Origin of the sequence: Psychromonas sp. MME2 (assembly GCF_040566515.1) — a bacterium.
Lineage (GTDB): Bacteria > Pseudomonadota > Gammaproteobacteria > Enterobacterales > Psychromonadaceae > Psychromonas.
Genome location: NZ_JBEWXI010000013.1, coordinates 21,515 through 40,793, shown reverse-complemented (window position 1 = coordinate 40,793; position 19,279 = coordinate 21,515). Strand labels below are relative to the sequence as shown.

The window sequence follows — 19,279 nt, the reverse complement described above, 5'->3', positions numbered from 1 at the left end:
ACAGAATATTTAATTGAATATCAATAAATTATGAATTATTGTGTTTTTTATTTAAAATAATCAGGCTGAAAATGAGAAATTCTACAGCCTCGTTAAGTTTCAATAGTAAATATAGAGGTAACATGGAAAGTTTAGATGAAAATAGCAATCTGATTGCTCAAAGGAAATCCCTTTTACCTTGGTGGGTAAAGTGTGTTGGCTGGCTCTTTGTTGTTATGGGAGCGCTATCTATACCTTTGGCACTATTCACTCTACTGCCTGGATCAGAAGTAAATATTGAAACATTTGGCATTGTTTATCAAGGCAATGGGATAAGTATCGAATTAATTTTAATCGTGCTTATAAATCTGTTTTTAGGTGTGACCGCTTTGGGGTTACTTCGAGGTAAAACATGGGGGCTTAATGCATGTATTGCAAATGGATTTGTCGGAATAGCTATCTGTTTGATTGTAATGTTTTTAAGCATAAGTAATGATTATTAAAAATAAGATTAGAACCAATCTTTCAAGTTATATTTTTAGTTAAATTATATAGAATTAAACCAGACTGGTTCTCGGTAAATGAAAAACTTAACAAAGCAAATCAATCAGACGCATAACGGTTGTCGCCGTTTTTGCTAAAAACAAAAGCCAGCAAAAACAGCGCCAACCTACGCGCTGTTGTTTGCGGCGTTATGCGCCAAAGCGGTATTTACAGAGTAATTTAATTAGCAATTGTTAATTAAATTACTTTTTAGGAGTTAACAAATGGCTGGTGAACGTTCAAAAAATATTGGTGAGATTGGAGAAAGTATTGCAGAAAATTTCTTCAATAAAATTGGTTGGGGGCTACCTCAAAAAGGAGTTTACTACCCTTGTTATAAACCAACATTTCACGCTCTTAAAGAATCTAAAAGTGGAGAAAAAAATCAGCATGGCATAGATTTTCAGATATCCTATAAATCAACCTTAGAGGCTGAAACTTTAAATAATTTGCTAGTTTCAGTGAAGCATATTAAAGACAGTAAATATCCCCAATCTGCAACTGTAAAATTTAAAGGGTATATTAGTGATCTAGTACACTCAATGGAATGCTTTAAAAGAACACCACAACGCCGTGAAATTGCCGCTGGTCATAGTGGGTGTAAAATAATTAATGACATTCCTGTTCTATTCTTCATATCTAGTGAAGATGATGAAAATCATGACTTTATAAGTTGTTTGCAAACATCCAGGTTTATGAACGAATACGATGTTAAAGAACTCTATATTGTTGATAATAAAAAAGTGACATTTATATTGAATGTACTGGATTATATAGAACAAAAATATGCAGATTATGAATGGTATTTTTATCACCCAGTCACAGGGATGAACATTAGTGATACTAACATTCATCAACACAGTAAAAAAATGCAAATTGAATTTCTAACAAACCCTTTTATACCTTTCATTCTTAAAAAGAAAATAGGGGAGAATGAAACTTGTAAGTTTTTATTAGCAACTGTTGATAGCTTTACCGAAGATAATTTTGCAAAACTGGTTACATACTGTAGAGCGAATACAAATGATAATGTTAGTGATATAGAAATCGCAATGGCAGATTATTTTGTCGATGACAGTGGTGGTGTTGTAAGAAAAGTTCTTAATGCTCATGATATTGAGTTAGATGTTAAAGTATCAAGTTACAATTCTAACTTTAGGAGCTTAGCTAATGAGTGATTTATTCTTTATTCCTACTGGTGATTATTTAAGGCAGTTTATCGGTAATACAATGATAAAGCCTGCTGATATTAAAGAAATTTTAAAACAAAGAGGTATATTTTCTTCCTCTAATGATAAAAAAATATTGGGTCCAATTTTAGTGAAAACTGGGATATCTTCCTGTTGAATTTGAAACATTAAAAGAATCAATTCAAACGAAAGAGGAAAACCCTAAAATTCAAAGTCGAAAATTGAAGTGGCAAAGTAATGGTAGTTTACTGGATGCAATTCCTCACGACTTCGATTTCTCAAATTTAATAGATGATCCATTTGGAACTATCTCTATAGATAATGCACCTGTGTTTACCGTTGCAGGGGATGGTAAAAATACTAATCATTTGATCGCTGAAATAACGATAAAAAGATGTGATAAAACAAAAAACCTTGGTGATGATGTTAGCTATCACAAATGTTCAGTAGAGCTGAAACTTGATGATGATAATAATATGGATCTAAGTGTTTTGACAAAACACACTTCTAAAGAAGCATTAAGCGTAGTAAATAAAATTTCTAGGCGCATTCATAAGCACCTAAAAGACAATAATTATGTAAATGATGAGCCAATAGAAAAGATTTTGTTTGGTAGTTTTACTAATGAAAGTCGTATAGATTTTCTTGTCGCTATGGCAAAGTCAAATGCAATGTACCTATATTATCAAGATATGAAAAAAGTACACATGTCTCCTGATGAAAATGTACCAGGGAACATACCCACAGAAATAGCACTTTTTGAGAAAAAAATTAATGACCTTATGTTTAAAGGTAAAAGCTTAGATTCGAGTATTTTCCTGAAAAAGCCAGATCTAAAAAAGCATATCAAATTGTGTAGTGTGACTTCTAGATATGAGCTTAATGATGATGAGCATCAAGGTAGCTGTTTAGTCAGAATATATTTCCCTGAGTTTGATGATGAGAGTGAATTGCTTATGGAAGTAGAAAATTTAAATATACAGAAAAAATTACCAGCGGAATTAAAGTCGGATATAAAGTTGCAAATATTAAAGTTTTTAGAAATAAAAAAATTAGATTTGTATGCGAAACACTCAACTAAAAACGTTGGCGCATAACAAACAAGAATAGGTGTCGCGCAGCCGACACCTTATTCGGGTGTTGAACAAGCCCGATCGGGAATTGCTTCTCTTTATAGTAAATAGTGGATTTTGCTGAAGGCTAAATTTAATTTGTCACTTTTCTTTAGGCGAGTTTCGCTAATATACAATTGATAGTTCAATTATATCAATCTGTTATCTTTTTTGGTTGAATGCCAATACACCTCTTTTTATTCGCTTTCTGTTATGAATTCTTCGTAGAAAATCACCCAATCGGGGACACCCAAACTTTTTTATTGATGTGAATCAATAAAAAAGTTTGGGTGTCCCCGATTTCTTTGATGTCCGCATTATAGACTAAAAGTCATTAATATCCCCGATTACACCCTTCGATAATCTTTTTTTGGGGGCAAAATAGATATTTACGCTTTACAACTCCAGCAGTAGAATGTGCCGATTTTCGGCACGCTCATCAGTTTTAAAAATGGTGGGCTATTGTATGAGTTTGATATTTAATGAATCCAATAGTAATCAGTATTTCACTGCTTGTTTGTAGTAATGTTTTTATGACTTTTGCATGGTATGCCCATTTAAAAGAACTTAATAATAAACCGTGGGTAATAGCTGCTCTAGTTAGTTGGGGAATAGCTCTTTTTGAGTATATGCTACAAGTTCCTGCGAATAGGGTAGGTTATACCGCTCTTAATGTTGGCCAACTAAAAATTCTTCAAGAAGTCATTACGTTAATGGTATTCGTTCCATTTTCAGTTTTTTATCTTAGAGAGCCTCTAAAATTAGATTATTTATGGCAGGTTTTTGTTTGGTTGGGGCGGTGTACTTTGCATTCCGCAGCAAATTTGCCTAATAACATGATTGGTCTGTATATCTCGAGATAAAACATGGAGATTCTCGCTTCGTTCTGCCTCTATCTATTTTTTCTTCTGCCTGAAATTTGAGCGTAGACTTGAGCGAGTTAGCTACGGATAAAAAACCAGCCTAACTGGCTGGTTTAAATTTTTAATCGTTACAAAAACGTTAAAGGGTGATTGTTACGTTTAAAAATTGCCTGTTGTTGCCGCTCCCGTTCCGGTGTTCACCGTATTATTGCCACCAGATTGCCATTGAATAACATTACTCGGATTAGTTTCGTTGCGTATAATACATTTCCATTCAATATTGGTCGTTGCTGGCAGTGCAATTGTACCTGTCCATGTTGGGTAACTCGTTGGATCAAGTTTAACAGCGCTAGCTGCTTGCCAGTTACCTAATGCAGCAATGTTACCTACAGCATAAACGCTATCGCCCATATTGGTATAGCCATTGTTACAGGTAAAAGTAACATCAACAGAAGTGACAGGATCAGGATCTTTAACTCCATCTCGTAACCACATTCTCGCTGTACTTCCAGGAATGTTGAGCGTATAGCTGCTACTGTTTACTTGGAAATTTGAGCCTGTAAAGACATCAACATATTTTTTTGTTGTATCAAGCTGACTACTGTTAATCGTTATAGTTTTATCATAGCCACATTTATTGATGCCTACTAAGCCCGCTTGATCACGACGGAAAATTAATGCACATTGATCTGCATATAAAACCTCTTGCCCCTTACCTTGAACGCCGTTGTGGAATTTTACCATTGCTTTTATATTGGCTTGTTTATAATCATTGACCCAGCGTCCGTTATCAACACCTGTTGTATCACTCAATACCATAGGTACGCCTTCTTGACGGCCCATAATATAAGCGTATGCAAGATGCTCGGCTGTCTCTGGCATGATCTGGTAGCGGAAGCCATCATTAGTAGGGATATCATGCGTGATGGTAAAGGTTAGGGCACGCATACCATCAATTGCACCACCCCATGATTTAGGATCCGCTAATGCGTCTATGCCACTATATCCATCAAATACATCGCGTAATGTTTTTAACAACGGGAAGTCATAAGCACTGTGCGATGTGTCACGTAGATAGGGTTCTAAGAACGTATCATAATCGGCATTGCCAGAACCGCCACCAGTGATAATTTCACCAAAGAGGTACATGCCCTGTTTAATTGAGTCTGTAAATACTTCATTCATGTGCCATGCAGTCATATGCTTCGCTGCATCAATTCTAAATCCTGTTACGCCCATATCTTTGAGTGCTTGAAGGTAATTTCGCTGCATCTCGCGAATGTAATTATTTGGATCTAAATCGGGTAAGCCGCGATCGCCTCCACCACCACAAATACGGCCGTTCGTTGACTCCCATACATCGGTCCAATTACTGATACAGAATTCAGCATGAAAATCACTTGGTGAATATAAGCCATTGCTTAGATCGCCAAATAGTTTTTGCGCTTCCCAGTAGCCGCTGTTGTTAATATAATCGTTGGTGGTTGCATCACCTGGGAAATAAGTTGAGTTGCCGCGTTCATTGGCTGTGTGATTAATTACAATATCTGCATAAGTTTCAACACCTTGAGCCTTTAACGCATTGACCATTGCTTGAAAGCTTTGTTTATTGCCTAAAAAATTATCAATAACACGTAAATCTTGTGGCTGGTAACGTGCCCACCACTGGCTGTTATTACTATCCGATTTTATAGGAGGGGAGACCAATACTTTTTTGTAGCCAATAGCTGCAATTTCAGCCGCCTTTGCCTCCACATCTGCATATTTCCAGTCGAAAGCATGTAGGATTGCATCGGCGCTTGCCATGTGCGAGAAAACAGCTAACGATGTGCTAATCAAGCAAGTGTTAATTGTTTTCGGATTTATTTTAAATTTCATTAATAGTATACCTTTTCCATTAGTAAGTTATTGTTTTATCTACAAAGACCAATCACTATAGAGGGCTTTTACTAAGCAAATTTTTAGCAAATGTTGTATATGTCAATGTCAAGTTTCATCGGGTTATAAGTGTTGCTCACTTATTGCAATGCTCATGCTACAAAGGTTATTTTTGTGCATAAACAAGCTACCTTGTGAATGATTGAACTCCTTAACCATCCCATTGTAATGTTACAGATCCCTGTAGTTGATTAGAGCATGTTAGGTTTGCTCCAGTTGCTCAATAAATGAGCAGGTATGCAATTTAATGGTTTAATTTTTTTAATCAATAGCATGTAAAATACAAATGCATTAAACGTGATGGCAGCGTTTGATTTAGCCTAATATCGGTTAGTAAATGTTAAGTCGGTTGTACTTTAATTATAGGTTCGTCTTAAAAATGGTTAAAAATCTGGCAACGATAGCCGTAGTGATATAGGAAATATCGAGGACATCTATCTATTGGTTAATATTAAATAAATTAAAGAATTGGCTGTCCCGCTATTTTCTATATTCCGCTACTTGTCTTAAACCAGATTGAATTGAGTATCAAATGTGGAAATTTAACTATTTAATTACAGCAAAGCGCTGAATAAGATTATTTTTAAAAAGAATGGCTATTATATTTTTATAAATTAAAAGATATGGATGTCCTCGTTTTTCGTTTTTCTGGTCTAGCTCATTGCATGCAATTTTCATTGCTGAATTTGGCATTATAAATAGAATAAGATAGCGCCAATAGTAAGCAAATCGTTGCCGGTATAAATAGCGTTTTTAGTTTAAATAGCGTAAAGAAAAATGCACCAATCGTGCCACCAAAAATAAAGCCGATAATGATCAGTAGAAAGAGTAGGGCCTTTCTTTTGTCAAAGGTTTCGCCGCGCAATTTTCCGCCAAGCATGATTCCCAAATCGGTAAATATGCCAGTTACATGTGTGGTTCGAACGACAGCGCCACTATAAGTTGTCGCCAGAGCATTTTGTAACCCACAAGCGGCAGAAGCTAAATAATGCCCATATAGAGAGTCATGTGTTAAGAAATAGACTGAGGCAAAAAGAAATATTGATTCTAAACAGAGAAGACCACTGTAGTTGCGGCCTAGCTTCAATGCCCCACTACGTAAAAAAAATCCGGAAATTGCCGCGCCAATTAGGAAGCTGAAAATAATAATGAGCAAATGAAAAAAGTCAGCAAAAGAGGCGTTTATAACATCTGCTCCAAGCTGTGTTGCTGTACCTGATAAATGTGAAATCGATTGATGTTTGAAACTTAATAATCCAATGGAATTAACAAGCCCAGCAACAAATGCAAGTATAAATGAGCCATATTCTACCCAGCGGGGTAACTTTGAAATCACGATAATCCTTTATTTAGCGAATGCTGCTGTTGTACAAATCCCTGTTTAATCTCAACGATGGATAATAACAATATCTATCGTTGAGATTATAGCAATTGTTATTATTTTAATTGATCTGAAATAATCGTCATTTCAATTGGTGCCTTACTGACAATGATGCTCTCATGCATTTTGTCTACCGCGTCCTGCGGAGCGTCATTTAGATTAAGGGCTGTATCTCTTGCTTCCTTAGATTCCCACTGAGTATAAGCGGCAAAACTATCATCTGACACCTTATGTAATCTGGCGCCTAGAGACCCATGATTAGTGAGGTAATGATCAGTGACAGCTTTCCAACCAGCAATAAAATCATCATGCTTATGATGATGGATATTCCATCGATATAAAACAGTATACATAGGTATCCTTAAATATAACGCTTTGTTAAATAGCGTGAATATAGGTAATTACAATGGGCACAATTGGTAATAAATTTGCATTTGTGCATAAATAAGAGGAACACTAGGATGTCCCAATTAATATATCGCAATAAAAATGCGTCCCTAAAATCTGTGGAGCTATGCAAAAAATATGCATTACAACACTGGATGACTCAGGTCGATGGGAAACGCTCTGCAATATAATTTAGCGCTAACTTTACGCTTAGGATGGATAAAATGGAAGAATATATTGCTAGCAGCAGAAAAGTATCTGAGGTCATAAGTGATATACTAGGCGTTCAAAATAAAAAAACATAAATACTAGCTGTAATGGATATTGAGACGTCAGTTATGTATCTCCCATTCATCTGTAATCTGAATGAGAAATGCAAAGATTTTTATATATTTCTAATAAGTAGCTCTGCTATTACTCAATCATGACCATTTTTGGCTAACACAAAGGTAAATTGGCTGCCAATGCCCGGTTGGCTGCTGACCGATATGGCACTTCTATGCATGGCTAATAAATGTTTCACGATGGAGAGTCCAAGACCTAAATTAGTTGCGTTACCTTGGCTATTGCTGGCTTGATATTTAGGATTGAAAATCGCTTGTAACTCATCGTTAGCAATTCCTTTTCCGTTATCAACGATTTGCATTTCTACTTTATCGTTGAGGTCTCTAATTTGTACGCTAACTTCTCCACTGGCTTGTGTATGACGAATCGCATTATCAATTAAATTGACCAAAACACGTTCCAATTTACTAATATCGGCATAGGCGATAATGCCATTTTCATGGTCTGCTTGAACGGTTAATGCGACTTGTTGTTTATCTGCTTGATAGCGTAATCGTTGCATGACGTCATAGGCGAGTTCAACTACATTAACGTGCTCAGGAATAAATTGTACATCGCCACTTTCAAGGCGTGCTAATTCGAATAGTTGATCAACTAATTGATTTATTTGCTGACCATTTTTTAATGCATAGTGAATTAACTCATTACTGCGTTGTGGCGCTGGCGTGATTAACCAGGTTTCTAAATAGCCATTTAATGCAGTTAACGGTGTTCTAAAATCATGTGATATATGAGACAACAATTCACGGCGCAGTTGTTCGGTGTTTTTAATCTGGCTTAACTGCTGTTTTATATGCTGTGCCGATGAGATAAAACTGTGTTGTAAATCTTCAATTTCTTTATTTGAAAATAGAGACTCCTTGCGTTGCTGCATTTCAGTGAAATCATTATTGACATATTCAAGGCTATATTGACTCAGTTTTTTCAGTGGCTTAGTAATGATAGTAATGGCGATAAACATCGCCGTTAAGCCAAATAAAATAGCTGCACCTAGAATGAATGCACTCTCTTTTAAAACTTTGCTTTCGGAGATTTGAGCCATCGTCGTATCATGTTTTTGACCTCCAATAATTACGTATAAATAACCTATTATCTGCCCAGATGGGCTATTAATAGAGCTCACTGAAAATATTTTCTCTGTATTGGGGGTACGGGGATCATCACCATAAAGAGGAAAAATTGCCCCCTGTAAATATGCTTTTATGGGATGTAAATTCACCTGTTTAAGTTTTACGACTCCCTTTGGTGCTGAATAGGCAAGGATTTTTCCCGTGTTATCTAGGGCATAAAACTCCCATTCTGGCCCTAATAACATCTGCGTGTGGAAGGCGTTCATTAGGGTATTTGTGTCAATAATTCCCGCTTGTAAATTAGTATCATCCTGAACAATATGATGCGCTAAATCACGATGTAACGCTTGCCCAACTTCATCAGAGAGTTGCTGGCTACTGTATAAATAGAGCTGTAAAAGCACGAAGGCAAACAGCACAAATAACAGGCCGATAATCAGTGCCAGTTGGCTGGCTATGGAACGGAACATAAATAACCTCGTTTATAAACAGTCTTAAAATATGATAAATTTACAATCAGCAACGCTATTCGTGGGAAAATTTATAACCCACTCCCCAAACGGTTTTCAGCCAGAATGGGTTGGCGGGATCTTTTTCTAATTTTGAACGTAACCGATTCACCGTCGAATTCACTGTGTGTGCAGACCCTTCATGACGACACCCCCATATTTCACTAAGTAACTGTTCGCGACTGAATACCCGATGTGGCTGTTGTGCTAAAAAGTAAAGCAGCTCAAACTCTTTGACGCTGCAGTCGATAACCTGATCGGTAAGCGTGACTTGATATAGATTAGGGTTAATATGCAGAGTGTGAAAATCTAATACAGCTTTACTCGCTTCCTCTTTTGCCGCTTTATTGTCGCTACGGCGTAAATGTGCTTTCACCCTTGCTTGTAGCTCTAAAACGGAAAAGGGTTTGCTTAAGTAATCATCGGCACCGTTTTCTAACCCCGTCACTATATCCAGCTCTGAGGACTTTGCTGTGAGCATAATAATGGGGATATCAGGTTGTAACTGGCGTAATCTTTTACATAATTTAAGGCCATCTGTACCGGGTAACATAATGTCAAAAATGGCAAGGTCGTAGTCATGATTAAGCTGTTTATAAGCTTCACTGCCGTCATGAAAAACCATTACTTTAAGATCGAGCATTGATAAGTTAATGGAAACAATATTTGCAATATCGCGATTATCCTCGACCAATAATATTTTTTTTCTCATCACTATTTAACCACTCTTATCCATTGATATAGATAAGAGTGGTTAAAGCGGTTTTTTATTGCACTCGTTTGATAATTATTTTCGCCGCTGGATTATCAAATTTGTGCTCTGGTAGTAAAAGTGAACCCGCAAGTTCATGTGCAGTTAATACCCCTGCATGGACATAAACTCTGTTTACATCGCCATCGCGGCTAGCATTAAAGCCTTCGCCTCCTGATCCTGGGACTGCTACCTCATCATTTATTTCGCTACCCGCATCGTACACCATTAACATTTTTTGGTAGCTTTCTCCTAGTGTCAGTGAGTTTAAATCCATGTTAGTTAACCCAGTAAAACCATCATTGGTATTGATTAACATGGTGGCAAGGGTTAAACCATGTGCTTCGTTGGCATTGAGTTCAACAGTCCAGTTCATCGTCTCACCCGGCAATACGGGGGCATCGCTAACTTGGCTTTGTGTGATCCCTGGTAGGGCGATAAGTTGGCTTGCATCGCCACCTTCAGCTAAGGCCTCAAGGGCAACGCTCGCAGGTGAACCTGTTTGCCATAAGGAGATGCCGACTGCATGTGTTGCTAAAGCTGGTGGCGAAAATATTTGCCCCTGCGTGATATTGGTCAATGTCACATCATAAATGGACGGCTGCATAGCGGTGTCATTGTTATAGTCGCTATCATTGTTATCACCACAGGCTGATAGCGCAGTGATCATAACGACTAAGGCAATATAGTTAAGCTTGTGCGTTTTAATGTTTTTCATGACACTCCCCTTACTTAACCGTAATGACTAATTTAGCAACGGGGTTTAGCCATCTATGGACGCTACTATTTAGGTCGGAAAACCCGCCCATCGGATCATTGTCACCAATATTACCCGGATGAATATGCACGCTTTGGTTACCTTCACTGCTGCTTGCGCCACTGCCTCCTGTTCCTGCATGACCACTTGGATCTGCAGGAATACCTTGTACACCCAGCATGCCGCCACCATTGATAATTTCATCGTTAATTTCGGTGCCCGCATCGTATGCGTTTAGCATAATGGTATAAGTGCCAGCTTGGGTTGGGATCTTCCAGCTATCTAAACCAACAAAGCCATCATTTGTCGGTAACAGCATCGCACCTAAAGAGAGGTACATGTTGCTGCCTGTATCTAAATTACCACTTGAGGTAACACCCGCTAACGTTGGCGCAGAGGTTAAATCTAATGTGACGCCACCCATGTTGGTTATCTCTGCACTTAACTGCGATGTATCACCCCCTTCGGCCATTTTTTGTAAAGCGTCACTGGCAGCTTCTCCGACATGGAAAAGTGCGCTTTGATCATCATGTGCTGCAATTAATACGGGGGTGAATGCCATTGAGTTTCGTGAGATTGACCAATTCAATATCAATCAAAGCAGCGTAAACTTGAGTCGTAGCGAGTAGGGTAGAGGCAACGGTTAGTGATGTAAGTGTTTGTTTGAATTTCATGACTATCTCCTTTTTAGTAAGTGAGATCAGTCTAAGTAATAAATATCCCAAGGAGAGCCTAGAGTTATCACAAAAGTATCCCAAATTGAGATAGTGGGAAAAGAGTGATTTTATTGCATGCAGTAACGAAATAGGGGGATGATAAATGAAAAAACCGCTATTTATTAAATAACGGTTTTATATTAATTCAAAGTAAATGCTATGAAATAGCGCTTTGCAGTGCGCTAATTCGTGCTTCTAGTGGTGGGTGAGACATAAACAGACCACTGCTGCGTTTACCGGAAATACCAAAGGCCATAAGTGTACCGTCTAGATGCGGCTCAGACCCTTTTTGTAAACGTTGTAATGCTGCAATCATTTTCTCTTTACCCACTAATTTAGCAGCGCCGGAGTCCGCACTAAATTCACGTTGGCGTGAATAGTACATTACGATTGTGCTTGCTAAGACCCCAAAGACCATCTCTAAAGCGAATACGATAATGTAATAGGCGAACCCGCGTCCTTCAGATTCAGAGTCACTATTACTATTGATGGCATTATCAATGATACCGCCAAGCACGCGTGCAATGAAGATAACAAAGGTATTCACAACGCCCTGAATTAAAGACATGGTGACCATATCTCCACTCGCTACGTGGCTAATTTCATGGGCGAGCACCGCTTCCGCTTCATCCTGCGTCATGGAGTGTAGCAGCCCCGTACTCACAGCTACTAAGGCATTGTTTTTGTTCATGCCCGTGGCAAATGCATTCATATCGGGTGCATCATAAATGGCAACCTCGGGGCACTGTATCCCAACCTTTTTGGCTTGAGCCGCTACAGTTTTCAGTAACCAATCTTCCGTTGCATTGCTTGGTTGTGTAATAACGGTTGCACCCGTACTACGTTTTGCTAACCATTTAGACATTGCTAATGAGATAAATGAGCCACCAAAACCAAACACAGCAGCAAGGACTAACAATCCACCCATGCTATTGGAGTTTAAACCCGTAAATTTAAAGACCAAACTTAGTACAATACCCAATACCAACATAACTGCTAAGTTAGTTAGTAAAAATAAGCCAATGCGTTTCATAGATACCTCAAAAAAGAAAATGTTCGTGTAGACATAATATGGCTAATTTATAGTTTTTCAAGTGTTTATAAAAATAAAATTCACCTTTGCTTTGATTTTTTTAGTTAATAACGCGTTGTAAAGATTATTACTGCTTATTTAACAATTGCTTATCTATTTTGTAACGTTGAAGTTTAATATACAATCATAACGTTGCTTCATCGTTGATTTTCCACCTTTTTTGGATTGGCACCGTTGTGACAAAGTTGTAATAAAAATGCCAGTTAACCATAAATTCATGCTCCTTTGCATTATCTAGATATTTTTAATTATTTACTGTAGATCAGTCAAAACACATTGATTATAAAACGATTTATACAAAAAACAGCTAAATATAAATTTATAGTTACTATTACGTAATGGATAACGAATTGGTTAAATTCAGCTAGTACAGCTAATACTTGGTGGCTTAGGCTGATTTTATTTACAATCATCACACGATTTAGGAGATATCAATGTGAAAACCGTTTAAGTTACTTGGCACATTTTCATTTCTTTCTATTTTTTTCTTAACTGAAGTCGGAGCTTGCACGCGCATATTCTGGAATACCAATCCAGATTTAATGATAGTAGGCCGTAATGAAGATTATGTCACCGCTTCACATCCGACATTCGTGGCTACACCGCGCGGCATAAAACGGTGGGGGACGGCTGATCCCACTAAAAAAAGCAAATCAATCAATTGGACGGTTAAATATGGAAATGTTGCCTCATATGCAAATAACCGCTTTCCAAATGATGGGATGAATGAAGTGGGACTGACTGCTCGCACACTCTTTTATGTTGATGCCAATGAATCTATTGCGCCAAATACATTGAAGAAAGAGTTAGATGAGGATCATTGGGTCAGTTTCACACTGGATAACTTTGCTACGGTTGTTGAAGCTGTTGATGCCATCAAAAATAAGGTTCATATTGTATCGGTAGTCGGAAAAAAGGGATCTGGTTTTAGTTATGCGACACCAAAGCACCTTGCTATCGCAGATGCAACAGGAGACTCGGCAATTATTGAGATTCAAAATGGTGTTGTTACGGTGTTTCATGGTAAGGAATATCGTATTTTGACTAACCCGCCATCCTACCAAAAGGAGCTGGAAAACGCTGCTAAGTATAAGGATGCGACTCAGGAGCAGTTGCCAGTAAGCTGGTCTGCTAACGATCGCTTTGTACGTTCAGACTTTTTCCTGCGTCACCTACCTAAACCTAGGGATAATGATGCCGCAACAGGCTATGGCTTTATGTATTCAGCACTCAGTACCTCAATAATGCCTGCTGGTTTGCCTGCTCCAGCTGAAGATAGGGAAGTGGTTAAGCAATTAGTGGCGACACTTAAAGATCCTCAAGAGACTTACGGTGGGGCGGCTACTTATTTCCAAACGATCTCTGACTTAACCAACTTACACTACCGATTTAAGTCTTTGATTGCCCCTTCTGACGTATTTTTTGATTTCGCAGGATATAACTTTGCCAAGGGACAACCGGTGCGTGTTATTAAGCGCATAGATAATTATGCCCAACAAGGCTGGAGTGGTGATGTGGTCCCACACCTAAAAGATATTAAAGGTGATATATACGACCAATCGATTGAGTAATACAAGCAAGATAAGGGATATCCAACTCTATGTTAATAAATGGTTTGGATATTCCTGCTCTACGGCCTACCACTCTCACGTATGCGACTCAAATAGGTGAGTGTCTGTTGAATCATCTCAAAGTCGACTTCATCACTTACAGTCGTCTTAGGCTGTATATCTTTTTTTATTGCCGTTAATTGTTTGATGATGGTATCAATAAGCGGTAATGAATCTTGTTGCCAATGCCATTCATGCGCAGTTAATAAATGGCTGAGTCTCAGTGTCGTAGTTGTAAAAAGATCAGTCAACTCAACTAAGCATTGCAGCGTTCCCGTTGTACTTTCCCTTTGCAACATAGAAGAGAAATCAATTAACCAGGATTCAGATTGCCCCGTTAATAGCCGCTTAAAATCAGGCCAGAGTTGCAATATTTCTAATTGTTTAATCAGTTCAGAAAAGCTATAGCTATTATTAAGCGGCATCTCTTCCTGTAAATGACCAAAAACATCAGAGTGGTATATAGGAGCTGAAAATTGATAATTAAGCAACTGCTGTATTAACTCATCGTGACTAAAGTGTTGATTCACTAAAAAAGGATCTTTCATTAACAAGTTTCCACTGAATAAAAATTATTTGAATATTAAAATTTGGATGTAGTTAGCTTTGATACGTCAAGCTGATACTCAGCAAAAGGGTAAGCAGAAAAAGAGATGTCAACCCAGGTTTGCTGCGAAATAACCACTACCGTTATGGTCATACGCTGCTCTTTTTCATTCCATATATTGGACTCAACAATATAACTATCATCAGGCATTACATAGCCGACATCGCTACTTTCAGATTGAATGACTACCTTAAAACGATCACCCTCAAAGCCCAATAATAGATAGTGTTTTTCATGTTCGCCCCCGACCATATCCTTGTGTTTATAACTCAAAGCGTCACGACTAAAATCAATATAGTAGTAATCACGACTTAATCCCTTAACATGTTTAAGTAAGTGATTGGGAGCACTTAAGGCGAGCGGAGATAGCAGTACCAAGGGCAAAAAAAGAGAGCGAAATTTCATCGTAATTCCAATTGCTAACCAATATAAGGTCTGTTTTAAAAAGAGTTAATAGAAAATTCATCTAAAAACAAAATAAACTCGAAAGATAAACAGACCCTAGCACATTTTTTGATAAAAAAAGCATTGAATCATCCTCTCCATGGCTTAAATTTTCATCTATAGCCTAAGCCTAGAGCAACTAATGGTTATTACCTGTATCAAATCAAACATTGTTGCTCTGATTGTATTTATACTTATTTTTTTGCTGCAAATGGAAGATATAATGAAAAAATCCCCCCTATTATTACTTTTTATTAGTGTAATTTCTTTTTCTAGTTTTTTTGCTAACGCTAAAGATAAGAACATGGTTGGGAAAACCGGCGATGTTCCTTGCCCTTGCGTTTTTAATAAAAATAGGGCGTGGAATCCAGATAAAATAGTCTGGAACAATCAAGAGTGGTTTTGTTCCAAATATAATGAGGATGGGCTCTGTGATTCTGTTGCAGTGATTAATTATACCGACAAAAAGCCGAATGAATGCGATAACGATACAGTGCCACTGCGTTGTCTGTTTGACCTAAAAAAAGCCCCAAAGGCGATCAAAATTAACGGTTCAACTTGGGCGTGTTTGGCTTACGATATTAACAACAAGTGTATTCAGGTGCATGAGGTTGAGTAATTGGTTGAACGAAGAGAAAACTTTCGCAATGCCACAGTAATCGGGAGCAACTTCTTTATAAACTCTCATTGACTAGCAAATGCAGTACAAGACTGGCCAAAATCTTTAAGTGGTGCCAGTATCCTATCTCATAAGCTCAACAGTTTTTTGCTATACAAGGAAGTATCATGCTGATAAATATAAGAAATAGAGTGAATAAAGTTAAGTGCGCACTGACTAGCCTAAATAATCAACCGATAGGGAAGAGTGTGTTAGTAATTGTACTGTTTCTTGATTTATTCATTTTAATGTCAATTTTTCAAGGCTTAGATGACCACACAAGTCAATTAACAACACCCTACGAATATGTCCCTCAGTATTGCCGAGATATTGTGATTGATGAAGCGTGGAATGAGAGTAATAGACTTATTCACACAGCAAAAATGGTAGCAAGAGATTGAGGTAATTACACTTACATAGATGAAAAACACAGAGATCAAGAAATTCATCCTATCTGTCAGTCGATAGCAACGCGATTGGATGTAATTGAAGCGAACAAAACGTTGTCTAGCAGCTTAAATCTATTGCTTAAACTGAGACAGCAATCCGTTGAGGTTAAATCTGAGCTTGATCGTGTAAAGGGGGCATATGATACATCTCTTTTAGAGGAGATAGCTGATAACAATAGTGTAAAAGAAAACACCGTCTCGCTAAAAAATCAGGTAGTACATTTAACGAAAAAACTTAACACCCTAGCAAATGATGAGTCCGCATCGGTTTCACTGCTTATGCAGAATCAACATGTTATTGAGTTTTTTAATGTGATTGACAACTCGTCTACTAACAACAGGGATATCCTTTTACAGGAATTACGCGATTTAAATTTTTGGTATCCAGCAAAGCGTTTGGCGATGGAGATGATCTTTTTGCTGCCACTTGTCATCATCTTCTATCTATGGAATTCCAAAAGTATCGTCGCGAGCAGGCCATATCAAAGTTTAGTTTCATCTCATCTGCTAGTTGTCGTATTTATACCAGTTATATTTAAGCTGATAACGTTGGTTTACGATATTCTGCCCAAAAAGCTTTTAAAGCATATATTTGCATTACTCGAGTCATTAAAGCTTGTGGCAATATGGCATTACGTCATGATGGGTGCTGCTGTTTTGGTTGCGATGGCTTTGATTTACTTTATGCAGAAAAAAATATTTTCACCTGAAAAAATCATTCAACGACGTATTATTAAAGGACAATGCCAACATTGTGCTGCCCATTTACCAAGCGGTAATAATGCTTGCCCAATATGTGGTTTTATGCAATTTAAGTTATGTGGGCATTGTAATAAAAAAACCTATATACATGGAAAGTATTGTAGAAAGTGTGGCGCCTACGATTAAATAGTAGCTCCATTTTACTGGTTAATATTACTGAAAGTTGTGGGTATCCCAGATTTTCGTGATCAATAAAAAGGTTTGGATGTCCCCGATTAGTAAGCAGTCCGTTATTAAAAACAGAATATTTAATTGAATATCAATAAATTATGAATTATTGTGTCTTTTATTTAAAACAATCAGGCTGAAAAAAAGAAATTCTACAGCTTCGTTATGTGCCAGTGTATCTTCAGAGAGTAATGTTTAGAAAATGAAAATACAAATCAAGAAGTTTAAAAAAATTAATGATGTTTCTGTCGATTTGGAACCGTTAAATATATTTATCGGGACTAATAATTCGGGAAAAAGTAGCTTTATTCAAGGGATTCAATTTGCTGTTTCTAGTTGCCAAACCTTGAAACTTAAAAAAGGTAATTGGATCAAGGATAAAACTAAGACACTATCATTAGACTCTAGCGAATATTTGTATACACCTACAAATGACATCGCATATTTGTATCACGGTAAACCTCTAGCTGGTGCTAGAAGAAGAGAAGATAGACGTTGGATTGAGTTTATTTTCAATAATGGTGTTACTTCTACTGTACAGATATCCCGAGGAAAAAATGGTGGTTTTACCACAATGTTAACGGGGAAGAAGCTTGGTGACTTGTTAAGCGAAATTGAAAAGCCATATTGTGTTTATGTTCCTGGTATTGCAGGCATTCCAATTCTAGAAAAATATGAAGTTCCAATAGCAGTTAAAAAATCAGCTACACGTGGAGACAGCAATAACTATCTACGAAATATTTTATACACAATTAGCAACGACTCTCAAAAGTGGGAATCGTTTAAGGACTCTGTAAATTCAATTTATGAAAAAATAGATATAAAAGTTGAATTTGATGAACATGCTTCTGAATTTATAAATGTTTATGTAATCAGTGACAGTGTCAAGTTGCCTCTTGATTCGGTAGGAACAGGTTTACTCCAAATTGTACAAATATTTGCATATATAGAATATTTCGATCCTAAGATTATTTTGTTAGATGAGCCTGATTCTCATATCCACCCAACTAAGCAAAAACTACTTTCAAACGAATTGGTTAAACGAACGAGTGAAAACCCTGAATTAAAAGTGGTATTTTCTACTCACTCTAGATATATACTCGAATCATTGGAAGACAAAGCAAATGTAGTTCATTTTCAAAATGGGAATGCAATATCAGGAGTCAAAGGGAGTAATATACTATTAGATATTGGGGCTGCAGACGCAGACTACTTGTTCTCTAAGAAAGAACTTAAATACATTATTGTAACCGAAGATAAAGTTGATAACGTTTCAGAAAAGAAACACTTTCTTAAAAAATTCTTAATCGCTAATGGATTAAGCGAAAGTGAGTTTGTATTACATTCATATGAAGGCTGTACAAAGGTCGATTTTGCAAAAATATTGCAAGGATTCGTAAGGAAACAAATTCCTGGTGTTAAAGTCATTGTTCATATAGATAGAGATCAAAAACTTGATACAGATTGTGAGGTACTTAAACTTGCTGAGGACTGTGCTAAAAGAGAGTTGCTGTTCTTCATGACCAAATATCAAGAAGTTGAAAATTATTTCTGTGTTCCGTCTCATTTGAATCAAATTTATGGTGTGTCAATTGAGGACGCGAATGCCAAGTATTCACTCTTTATCGAGGAACTTAAAGAAGAGGCGATTCGAAAATTATCTAACTTTATACTTAGAGAGCGTCAGGAGTTAAGCCTAAATAAATCTAATAAGACTGATATTGCAACAGTAAGTAATCTCGCGAAAGAATGGTATGAAGCTTACAGTGAAGAGTTTACTCCTGGAAAAGAGTTACTTGGAAAAACAAAACAATATATTCAAAATGAATTGAAGAAGAATCCAAATGACATTTTAAATGTATCTGATTCACTTCGATGTGAAAAATTCCTTAGTTTAGTTACAGAGGAAAGCACATAACAAGGCATTTTGATGGTAATGGTAATCGG

The 19,279-nt window shown here is 37.1% G+C and carries 20 protein-coding genes and 1 pseudogene; 10 read left to right on the top strand and 11 right to left on the bottom strand.

The genetic code is table 11. From position 1 onward, the window contains the following. Positions 1-122: 122 nt before the first annotated feature. The 5 genes and pseudogenes from AB1A03_RS14570 to AB1A03_RS14550 all read left to right on the top strand — a co-directional run bounded on the left by AB1A03_RS14570 (position 123) and on the right by AB1A03_RS14550 (position 3,656). Positions 123-482, top strand: coding sequence for a hypothetical protein (locus AB1A03_RS14570; protein ID WP_354625359.1), 360 nt, complete (start codon positions 123-125; stop codon positions 480-482). Between the two features lie 264 nt (positions 483-746). Beyond that, the gene (gene gapS4a, locus AB1A03_RS14565; protein WP_354625358.1) at positions 747-1,700 is read left to right on the top strand and encodes a GapS4a family protein; all 954 of its coding nucleotides are present in this window, start codon (positions 747-749) and stop codon (positions 1,698-1,700) included. Beyond that, positions 1,693-1,869 carry a hypothetical protein gene (locus tag AB1A03_RS14560; RefSeq protein ID WP_354625357.1) on the top strand — a complete coding sequence of 59 codons (177 nt, stop codon included), beginning with the start codon at positions 1,693-1,695 and terminating at the stop codon, positions 1,867-1,869. The genes gapS4a and AB1A03_RS14560 overlap by 8 nt, the downstream gene beginning before the upstream one ends. Positions 1,870-1,933: 64 nt before the next feature. Beyond that, entirely contained in the window at positions 1,934-2,809 is an 876-nt protein-coding gene (locus tag AB1A03_RS14555; RefSeq protein WP_354625356.1) for a hypothetical protein, read from the top strand. A 497-nt stretch (positions 2,810-3,306) separates the two neighbouring features. Next, a pseudogene (locus AB1A03_RS14550) lies at positions 3,307-3,656 on the top strand (DMT family protein). A gap of 190 nt (positions 3,657-3,846) precedes the next feature. On the opposite strand, the gene AB1A03_RS14545 reads toward AB1A03_RS14550, so the two are convergent. The 9 genes from AB1A03_RS14545 to htpX all read right to left on the bottom strand — a co-directional run bounded on the left by AB1A03_RS14545 (position 3,847) and on the right by htpX (position 12,574). Beyond that, positions 3,847-5,565 (bottom strand): carbohydrate-binding module family 20 domain-containing protein, encoded by a 1,719-nt coding sequence (locus AB1A03_RS14545; protein WP_354625355.1) that lies wholly within the window; start codon positions 5,563-5,565, stop codon positions 3,847-3,849. A 718-nt stretch (positions 5,566-6,283) separates the two neighbouring features. After that, positions 6,284-6,961 carry a YoaK family protein gene (locus AB1A03_RS14540; protein ID WP_354625354.1) on the bottom strand — a complete coding sequence of 226 codons (678 nt, stop codon included), beginning with the start codon at positions 6,959-6,961 and terminating at the stop codon, positions 6,284-6,286. Between the two features lie 101 nt (positions 6,962-7,062). Further along, positions 7,063-7,359, bottom strand: a complete 297-nt coding sequence (locus AB1A03_RS14535; RefSeq protein ID WP_354625353.1) for an antibiotic biosynthesis monooxygenase family protein — start codon at positions 7,357-7,359, stop codon at positions 7,063-7,065. A 452-nt stretch (positions 7,360-7,811) separates the two neighbouring features. After that, the gene (locus AB1A03_RS14530; RefSeq protein WP_354625352.1) at positions 7,812-9,278 is read right to left on the bottom strand and encodes an ATP-binding protein; all 1,467 of its coding nucleotides are present in this window, start codon (positions 9,276-9,278) and stop codon (positions 7,812-7,814) included. Positions 9,279-9,333: 55 nt separating this feature from the next. Then, positions 9,334-10,029: a response regulator transcription factor gene (locus AB1A03_RS14525; RefSeq protein WP_354625351.1), complete on the bottom strand. Its 696-nt coding sequence runs from the start codon at positions 10,027-10,029 to the stop codon at positions 9,334-9,336. A 55-nt stretch (positions 10,030-10,084) separates the two neighbouring features. Beyond that, positions 10,085-10,786 carry a spondin domain-containing protein gene (locus tag AB1A03_RS14520; protein ID WP_354625350.1) on the bottom strand — a complete coding sequence of 234 codons (702 nt, stop codon included), beginning with the start codon at positions 10,784-10,786 and terminating at the stop codon, positions 10,085-10,087. 10 nt (positions 10,787-10,796) lie between these two features. After that, positions 10,797-11,387 carry a spondin domain-containing protein gene (locus AB1A03_RS14515; RefSeq protein ID WP_354625349.1) on the bottom strand — a complete coding sequence of 197 codons (591 nt, stop codon included), beginning with the start codon at positions 11,385-11,387 and terminating at the stop codon, positions 10,797-10,799. Next, positions 11,353-11,499: a hypothetical protein gene (locus tag AB1A03_RS14510; protein ID WP_354625348.1), complete on the bottom strand. Its 147-nt coding sequence runs from the start codon at positions 11,497-11,499 to the stop codon at positions 11,353-11,355. The genes AB1A03_RS14515 and AB1A03_RS14510 overlap by 35 nt, the downstream gene beginning before the upstream one ends. A gap of 199 nt (positions 11,500-11,698) precedes the next feature. After that, positions 11,699-12,574, bottom strand: a complete 876-nt coding sequence (htpX, locus tag AB1A03_RS14505; protein WP_354625347.1) for a protease HtpX — start codon at positions 12,572-12,574, stop codon at positions 11,699-11,701. A 539-nt stretch (positions 12,575-13,113) separates the two neighbouring features. Between htpX and AB1A03_RS14500 the strand changes: the two genes are divergently transcribed. Continuing rightward, positions 13,114-14,205, top strand: a complete 1,092-nt coding sequence (locus AB1A03_RS14500) for a linear amide C-N hydrolase (RefSeq protein ID WP_354625375.1) — start codon at positions 13,114-13,116, stop codon at positions 14,203-14,205. A 59-nt stretch (positions 14,206-14,264) separates the two neighbouring features. Here the strand turns inward: AB1A03_RS14500 and AB1A03_RS14495 are convergent, their stop codons facing one another. Both AB1A03_RS14495 and AB1A03_RS14490 read right to left on the bottom strand, forming a co-directional pair. After that, positions 14,265-14,792, bottom strand: a complete 528-nt coding sequence (locus tag AB1A03_RS14495) for a hypothetical protein (RefSeq protein ID WP_354625346.1) — start codon at positions 14,790-14,792, stop codon at positions 14,265-14,267. Positions 14,793-14,827: 35 nt separating this feature from the next. Further along, positions 14,828-15,256, bottom strand: a complete 429-nt coding sequence (locus tag AB1A03_RS14490; RefSeq protein ID WP_354625345.1) for a hypothetical protein — start codon at positions 15,254-15,256, stop codon at positions 14,828-14,830. A 262-nt stretch (positions 15,257-15,518) separates the two neighbouring features. Here AB1A03_RS14490 and AB1A03_RS14485 point away from each other — a divergent pair, with 262 nt between their 5' ends. From AB1A03_RS14485 to AB1A03_RS14470, 4 genes are all read left to right on the top strand, one after another. After that, positions 15,519-15,914 carry a hypothetical protein gene (locus AB1A03_RS14485; protein ID WP_354625344.1) on the top strand — a complete coding sequence of 132 codons (396 nt, stop codon included), beginning with the start codon at positions 15,519-15,521 and terminating at the stop codon, positions 15,912-15,914. 167 nt (positions 15,915-16,081) lie between these two features. After that, on the top strand, positions 16,082-16,354 hold the full coding sequence (locus AB1A03_RS14480) for a hypothetical protein (RefSeq protein ID WP_354625343.1): 273 nt from the start codon (positions 16,082-16,084) through the stop codon (positions 16,352-16,354). 75 nt (positions 16,355-16,429) lie between these two features. Then, positions 16,430-17,290, top strand: coding sequence for a zinc ribbon domain-containing protein (locus tag AB1A03_RS14475; RefSeq protein WP_354625342.1), 861 nt, complete (start codon positions 16,430-16,432; stop codon positions 17,288-17,290). A gap of 244 nt (positions 17,291-17,534) precedes the next feature. After that, a complete protein-coding gene (locus AB1A03_RS14470) occupies positions 17,535-19,250 on the top strand; it encodes an ATP-dependent nuclease (protein WP_354625341.1) in 1,716 nt (571 codons plus the stop codon). Positions 19,251-19,279: the final 29 nt, after the last annotated feature.

Coding starts and splice junctions, on each gene's coding strand:
- AB1A03_RS14570 (WP_354625359.1), top strand. CDS start 123: ATGGAAAGTTTAGATGAAAATAGCAATCTGATTGCTCAAAGGAAATCC.
- gapS4a (WP_354625358.1), top strand. CDS start 747: ATGGCTGGTGAACGTTCAAAAAATATTGGTGAGATTGGAGAAAGTATT.
- AB1A03_RS14560 (WP_354625357.1), top strand. CDS start 1,693: ATGAGTGATTTATTCTTTATTCCTACTGGTGATTATTTAAGGCAGTTT.
- AB1A03_RS14545 (WP_354625355.1), bottom strand. CDS start 5,565: ATGAAATTTAAAATAAATCCGAAAACAATTAACACTTGCTTGATTAGC.
- AB1A03_RS14535 (WP_354625353.1), bottom strand. CDS start 7,359: ATGTATACTGTTTTATATCGATGGAATATCCATCATCATAAGCATGAT.
- AB1A03_RS14530 (WP_354625352.1), bottom strand. CDS start 9,278: ATGTTCCGTTCCATAGCCAGCCAACTGGCACTGATTATCGGCCTGTTA.
- AB1A03_RS14525 (WP_354625351.1), bottom strand. CDS start 10,029: ATGAGAAAAAAAATATTATTGGTCGAGGATAATCGCGATATTGCAAAT.
- AB1A03_RS14520 (WP_354625350.1), bottom strand. CDS start 10,786: ATGAAAAACATTAAAACGCACAAGCTTAACTATATTGCCTTAGTCGTT.
- AB1A03_RS14515 (WP_354625349.1), bottom strand. CDS start 11,387: ATGGCATTCACCCCCGTATTAATTGCAGCACATGATGATCAAAGCGCA.
- AB1A03_RS14510 (WP_354625348.1), bottom strand. CDS start 11,499: ATGAAATTCAAACAAACACTTACATCACTAACCGTTGCCTCTACCCTA.
- htpX (WP_354625347.1), bottom strand. CDS start 12,574: ATGAAACGCATTGGCTTATTTTTACTAACTAACTTAGCAGTTATGTTG.
- AB1A03_RS14495 (WP_354625346.1), bottom strand. CDS start 14,792: ATGAAAGATCCTTTTTTAGTGAATCAACACTTTAGTCACGATGAGTTA.
- AB1A03_RS14490 (WP_354625345.1), bottom strand. CDS start 15,256: ATGAAATTTCGCTCTCTTTTTTTGCCCTTGGTACTGCTATCTCCGCTC.
- AB1A03_RS14485 (WP_354625344.1), top strand. CDS start 15,519: ATGAAAAAATCCCCCCTATTATTACTTTTTATTAGTGTAATTTCTTTT.
- AB1A03_RS14480 (WP_354625343.1), top strand. CDS start 16,082: ATGCTGATAAATATAAGAAATAGAGTGAATAAAGTTAAGTGCGCACTG.
- AB1A03_RS14470 (WP_354625341.1), top strand. CDS start 17,535: ATGAAAATACAAATCAAGAAGTTTAAAAAAATTAATGATGTTTCTGTC.